Genomic DNA, 6,119 nt, shown 5'->3' on the forward strand with positions numbered 1-6,119 from the left:
GGGCCGGTCGCAGCCCAAACAGCGGTCGACCGGTTCCCGGCCGGGTCAGACGGCCGTGGCGTTGATGGTGACGGGGACGTTGCCGCGGATCGCCTTCGAGTAGGGGCAGAGCTGGTGGGCCGCCTCGGCGAGCTCGGTGGCCCGGTCCTGGTCCACGCCGCCGATCTCGAGGTTGAGGACGGCGGCGAGGGAGAACCCGCCGTCGCCGTGGCCCAGGGTGATCTCGGCGTTGATCTCGGTGCTGGTCAGCTTGACCTTGCGGTCCGCGGCGGCACGACGGACGGCGCCGAGGAAGCAGGCGGCCCAGCCGGCGGCGAAGAGCTGCTCGGGGTTGGTGGCGGTGCCGGCCCCGCCGAGCTCCTTGGGCAGGGACAGGGTAGTCTCCAGCAGGCCGTCGTCGGACCTGGCGCGGCCCCCGTTGCGGCCCTCGCCGGTGACGTTGACAACTGCGGTGTAGCTGTTCGACATTGCAGAATCCTTTTCCGGAATCGGAACGTTACGGGTCTCGCACGTCGCGAGACCTTCCTGACGGGGCGGGCTGTTTCGCGCCACGCGCCCGGGATGGCGGCCGACCGGCCGCAAGGCCATCGCCACCGGCAGGAGCGGTGATGGCAGGATGCCCGCCCACAGATACGAGCATATGCTCCTATATGTGTCACGGCAAGGCGACCTGGGCCACATCCGCCCTCACCCGCCAGGCGCGACGAACGGCAGGGCCCGGCCCCGGCCGGTCGTCATGCGGCACCTGGCGGCCGCCGAGCCATCGCCCCTCGACCGCCCACACGGGAGGGCCTGCCGGGCGCTGCGCCGGCTGCGTCCGCCGGCCTGTGGAGTCACCCGGCCGACGAGGACGAAGGCCTGCCGCCGAAGCCGCCGGCACGGTGGGGTTTGCCCGGCAGGGATCGAAGCCGGTCAGTCCAGGTAGAGGCTCTTGCGGGCTGCCACGAATGCCTCGATCGACTGCGCGGGCACGCCCGTGACGCGTTCGACACCGTCGGCCGTGCGGTCGTAGCGGTTCTCCCGGTGAAGTCGGCCCATGACCGCGATGTGCCGTTCGACGTGCGGCGGCAGGCCCACCTTGGCGAGCACGTCGGCCTCCCACCGCTCCAGCGGCACGTCCGCGTAGGACACCGGCCGGCCCAGCGCCCGGGAGAACTCCTGCGCCAGTTCCGTCATGTCCACCGACCTCGGCCCGGTCAGCTCGTAGACCTTCCCGATGTGCGGGGCCGGCTCGCCAAGCACGGTGGCGACCACCCGGGCGACGTCCTCCACGGTCACCGGGGAGGTGCGTCCGGTGCCGAACGGCAGCGCGATCGTGCCGTTCTCCCGGATGGTCCGCGCCGCCAGCGAAGTGAACAGCGGATTGTCCAGGAACGAGGTCGGCCGGATGTGCACCACCGGCAGGCCCGACCAGTCGAACACCTGCTCCGCAAGCCAGTGGAGCCGCTGCTGGTGCGACTCCGATGCGCTGGTGGCGGTCATCTGCGACACCGTCATCTGCGACAGCTCGACCAGGGCGTCCAGTTGCCCGCACTCCCGCGCCACGGAGGCCACCACGGCCGCGGCCAGCAGATGGTCCGGTGACACGGGCATCGCGAAGTACATCCGCCTGACGCCCTCGAGCGCGGCAGCGACGGTCTCGGGCCGGGTCAGGTCGCCGATGACGACCTGCGCGCCGAGCGCGCGCAGTTCGTCGGCGCGCTCGTCGTCACGGCGGACCATCGCACGCACGGGCACGCCCTGTGCACGCAGGTGCTCGAGGACCGCACGGCCCACTCCACCCGCGTTGGCGACGAGAACCAGATTGTCGGCAGCCATCAGTGGATCTCCCTAGGAGTCGTTGGGATATCTGGGTTGAGGTGTGATCGGAGCCGCAGCAGTGCCGCCGGCGCGGCGTTGTCCCCAACAGCCCCGCCGCCGGTCCACCGGGTCCCCCGGCCGGGTCGGCCCCCATCACGATTACGAGCATATGCTCCTTCTTGCGAAAGGGGCAAGTCCGGGCATTCGAGACCCCGGGCGGCCCGCGAGCCAGGCCGTCGGCCGGATCACCGCAGAACTCCTCGACCACGATGCACTGCGCGATACGCGATAGCGCCGCCCGGCAGAGCCGCCCCGGCCTCCCCCTGTCCGCCACGGTCGCCGACTGCACCGCCCGCTCTTTGGCGGCGGCACCGGCCCAAACCGCGCGCCGGGTCCCGCTCCTGAAGGACCGCCAGGTCCTGGCGCCCCGGCCGGGCAGGCTCGGCTGTCCGTGAGCCGCCGGGCAGGGCCCGCCCCTCCTTTGCGCCGCCCCGTCAATCGCGGGACGGGGCCCTCGAGGGCCGACACGTCCTCCGCCACGCGCGCTGCAGCCCGAGCCGCCCCACGTCAGCCGTGAAGGCGATTCCCGCCCGGGGCGCCGGTGCCGAAACGGTCCGCTGCCGGTGCCGGCCCGGGGCCGCCGGGAAGCACGGTGCGGCCGGCGGGCCGATTCCAGTGGCGCAGTTTGTCCGGGTTGAGTACGGCCGCAACCTGCACCACGTGGTGATCGGCGATGCCGAGGCTGATGACCGCGGCCACCTGGTGGTCGTAACGCACCACGAGGCCGGTCCGGCCGTTGACGGACTGGGGGGTCAGCGTGGTGTGCGGATCTCGGGCCAGCAGCGTCAGCAGGCCGCGGGCGACCTGCCCGCTGCCGTGCACCGGCCCGGCCGGCGCCCGGACCTTGCCGCCGCCGTCGAAAAACGCCGAGGCATCACCGTGCAGCAAGGACTCCAGCAGCACGGAGTCCGCCGCCGCACACGCCTCCCCGACAGCACGGGCGACCGCGTCGTGCTCCTTCGGCGTCGCGGAACGAGAGCGCCGCGCCCGAACCCCGCGACGCGCGTGGCCGGCGGGTTCCATGCGCTCCGGCTCCGTACGGCTCGCGATACCGGTGAGCGGACGGGGCACCGCCCCGAAGACGTCCTTGAGCACGAACGCCGCCCGCTCCGCGGGCCAGGTGGCTTTTGCGGCATTCAGCAGAACCCGGCTGATCCGCTCCTCCCGCGTGCCGCCGGCATGCCTCACCCCCGCTCGCGCCCCGTGGGCACCCGCCGCACCGGGGCCGGCCCCGTGATCCGGCCCGGACGGAGCCGGCCGGGCCAGACAGATGTCACCGGCGGTCCTCGCCAGCCAGGAACGAGGCTCCGCAATACGTGCGCGCACCGTATCGGGCAGCTCGTACCACCGACGGTAGACCTCATCGACGACGCTCTCCGCCTCGATGCTGCTGCCCGACCACAAGGAGGCGACATCCAGGAGATGCCGCTGCTCGTCAAGCAGCTCCGCGATCGGCACCACGTCACCGGCACGGCCCATATGGCGTCCTCCTTCTCGTACGGCACCGCGGCAACGCGGTCGCACACATCAACGCTGGCGGTGACTCCTGTGCGCCAGCCCCATCGACTCGGATGTCAGCGCGACAGACCTGCCGCACAGGTCCTCACCACAGGACATGAGGCGAACCGGTGAACTGCCGTCATGCGCATGCCTCTTGCCCCTGGCACAGCGGGGTCTCCTTGTCCGTCGGCTCCGCCCTTGCCGCCACCAGGAAGACGAGGTGGCCCGCACCAATGTGACGGCCGTTGCGGGTCCGGCGCAGGGCGCTGGACCCTGACCGGGCCGACCGCCGCGGGCACCCGGCTCATCCGCACACCCACCGGGACCCCCTAACACGGATCCTTCTGCCGAGACCCCGGGAGAACTCACCGTCACAGCGGTTCTCGGGCCGGACCGCGCCGCCGTCGACGCCGCACTCGCCCTTCCCGCCGGACCGGAGCCGTCACCCACGCGCCCGGACACGCGGCGTATGCGCCCGGTCGACGCCGCTTCCCTCCGCCTTGGACGACGTGCCCGCACCGGTGCGGCAGCTCAGACGTGCGCGATCTTCTCCGGGTTGAGGACCCTGCGGTACGCAGTGATCAGGCCGTCCTCGATCTGCACGGTGTCGACGCAGTAGACACGGCCCTCCCGGCGGAACAACAGGGCCGGCTCGCCGCCGACCTCGACGATGTCGATGCGGTCCGGGCTCCAGCGGCGCCCCACCCGCACCATCACCGCGGCGATACGCGTACCGCCGTGAATGAGCTTGCGAGCCGCAGCGATCCTGCCGCCGCCATCGGTGACGTAGACGGCCTCCGGATGCAGGAGCCGGACCAGGCCGGCCAGGTCCCCGGCCTCGTACGCGGCACGGAATGCGGCCACCACGCGCTCTCGCTCCGCCCGGGGCATCTGCGGCGCAACGTGCCGCGCCTTGGCCACCTTCCGGCGCGCCCGCGAGGCGAGCTGGCGCGCAGCAGGTGCCGAGGCACCCAGCACCTCGGCGATCCGACCGAACTCGAGTCCGAAGACGTCGTGCAGGACGAAGGCCACTCGCTCAGGAGGACTCAGCTCCTCCATGACCAAAAGCATCGCCGAACCCACGGACTCGTCGACGAGTACCGCCTGCGACGCATCCGGCCCCGTCAGCAACGGTTCCGGCAACCACGGCCCCACATAGACCTCCCTGCGGGCGCGCGCGGACTTGAGGATGTCGTACGAGCGCCGCGCGGCCACCGTGACCAGCCAGGCCCGAAGATCACCGATGTCCCGCAGATCCGCGCCGGCTGCCCGCAGCCATACGTCCTGGGCCACGTCCTCGGCATCGGCCACACTTCCGAGCAACCGGTACGCCACGCCGAAGACGGCCGGCCGGTGCTTCTCCCACTCGGCCTCGAGCACCCCGGACGACCCGGGCGTACGCGCCACACTCATCGAATCCTCCAAGGCCCCCCTCCAGAATAAGAGTATATGCTCGCATGTGCACGGGGTCCCCTCCACCGCGGCAGCGAGCGGCGGCCCGGCGGCGGGTGATGCGAGGCTTCGGGCCCGCGCGCGGCCGAAGGCGGACTCGGCCGCCCCGGCTGCCGGGAACAGCATCGTCCGCTGCGGGCGCGCCGCCCACCCTGCTCGCCGACGGCGAACAGGTCCGCGCCGCGGTGCAGCCCGGCGGGTGCCGCGCGGTCGACGCCGCCGGCCGGTTCGATGCCGGCCAGCGGGTGCAGGTCACCGAAGGCACCGGCGGTTTCGTCGCCACCGCCGTCACCTCCGAAGGCCGCGACATCGGCGAACCGCCCACCTTCGGCGTGGGCGAAGTGCTCGCCGACGGGAACTCCCGAAGATCGGCCTGCGCAAGCGCCCGGCCGGCACGAGCGCCCTGCCGCCGACCGGAGCCGGTCGGCCTGCACCCGGAAGAAGGACCTCGCCCGTCACACTTGCGCGGGCCGCCTCGTCTACCAGCCGAGAACGAGAACCTGGACAACGAAGGAGCTTCCCCGTCGTCTCACGCAGCCACCACAGCAGCCGGCCACCGTGCCCCCCGTGCGGTGCCGTCGAGAGGCCTGCCGGAAACGGTCTCTCATCCATGCTGCGGTCGCGTGCCCGGGCAGCCGGTCCACTGCTGGACGCGATGCGTTCGACAGCGGGTCCTGCGGGTCCGGCATCGGAAGTCCGGCGAAGTTCCTCCCGCACGGCGCGATATGTCCACCACCGGGAACTCGTCACTGAAATGGCACAAGGGGCACACACCGTAAAAATCGGTGGTCCCGCAACCTGTAAGGAATGACGATGGCCGCGAATCAGCGCGTCAACATCGGCAAGCAGCACCCGGCCGGCTACAAGGCCCTCATCGACTTGTCGGTGGCGGTGGCGGACGCCACCGCATCATCGGGCCTTGACCCGCTCCTGGTCGAGCTGCTGAAGATCCGTACCTCTCAGATCAACGGCTGCGCGTTCTGCCTCAAGATGCACACCCGGGACGCACTCAAGAAGGGCGAGAATCCCGACCGGATCGCCGTCCTGCCCGCCTGGGAAGAGACCGGCTACTTCTCCGAGACCGAGCGCGCCGCCCTGCGCCTGACCGAGGCGATTGCCCAGGTGTCACAGGGTCATGTGAGCAATGCGTCCTACGAGGCGGCCGCCGTCGCGCTCACCGATGACCAGATCTCTGCCGTGGCCTGGTTGGCCACGCTGATGAACGCGTTCAACCGCGTCGCGATCACCAGCCGGTACACCGTCGACAGCGACTGAGGCGTCTGCGCGGCCGGTGGCCGGCCAGGGCC

The 6,119-nt window shown here is 71.5% G+C and carries 5 protein-coding genes; 1 reads left to right on the plus strand and 4 read right to left on the minus strand.

Annotated features, from left to right (window positions below):
* Positions 1–45 precede the first annotated feature (45 nt).
* From ABT085_RS42720 to sigJ, 4 genes are all read right to left on the minus strand, one after another.
* Positions 46–468: an organic hydroperoxide resistance protein gene (locus ABT085_RS42720; protein ID WP_351621496.1), complete on the minus strand. Its 423-nt coding sequence runs from the start codon at positions 466–468 to the stop codon at positions 46–48.
* A 444-nt stretch (positions 469–912) separates the two neighbouring features.
* Complete coding sequence (locus ABT085_RS42725) at positions 913–1,818, minus strand: NmrA family NAD(P)-binding protein (RefSeq protein WP_351621499.1); 906 nt, start codon at positions 1,816–1,818, stop codon at positions 913–915.
* 549 nt (positions 1,819–2,367) lie between these two features.
* A complete protein-coding gene (locus ABT085_RS42730; RefSeq protein WP_351621502.1) occupies positions 2,368–3,339 on the minus strand; it encodes a sigma-70 family RNA polymerase sigma factor family protein in 972 nt (323 codons plus the stop codon).
* Positions 3,340–3,891: 552 nt separating this feature from the next.
* On the minus strand, positions 3,892–4,773 hold the full coding sequence (gene sigJ, locus ABT085_RS42735; protein WP_351621505.1) for an RNA polymerase sigma factor SigJ: 882 nt from the start codon (positions 4,771–4,773) through the stop codon (positions 3,892–3,894).
* An 846-nt stretch (positions 4,774–5,619) separates the two neighbouring features.
* On the opposite strand from sigJ, the gene ABT085_RS42740 reads away from it, so the two are divergent.
* Positions 5,620–6,087 carry a carboxymuconolactone decarboxylase family protein gene (locus ABT085_RS42740; RefSeq protein ID WP_351621508.1) on the plus strand — a complete coding sequence of 156 codons (468 nt, stop codon included), beginning with the start codon at positions 5,620–5,622 and terminating at the stop codon, positions 6,085–6,087.
* The last annotated feature ends 32 nt before the right edge of the window (positions 6,088–6,119 follow it).

The sequence above is a fragment of the Streptomyces sp. NPDC002265 genome (genome assembly GCF_040296125.1).
Classification (GTDB): domain Bacteria; phylum Actinomycetota; class Actinomycetes; order Streptomycetales; family Streptomycetaceae; genus Streptomyces.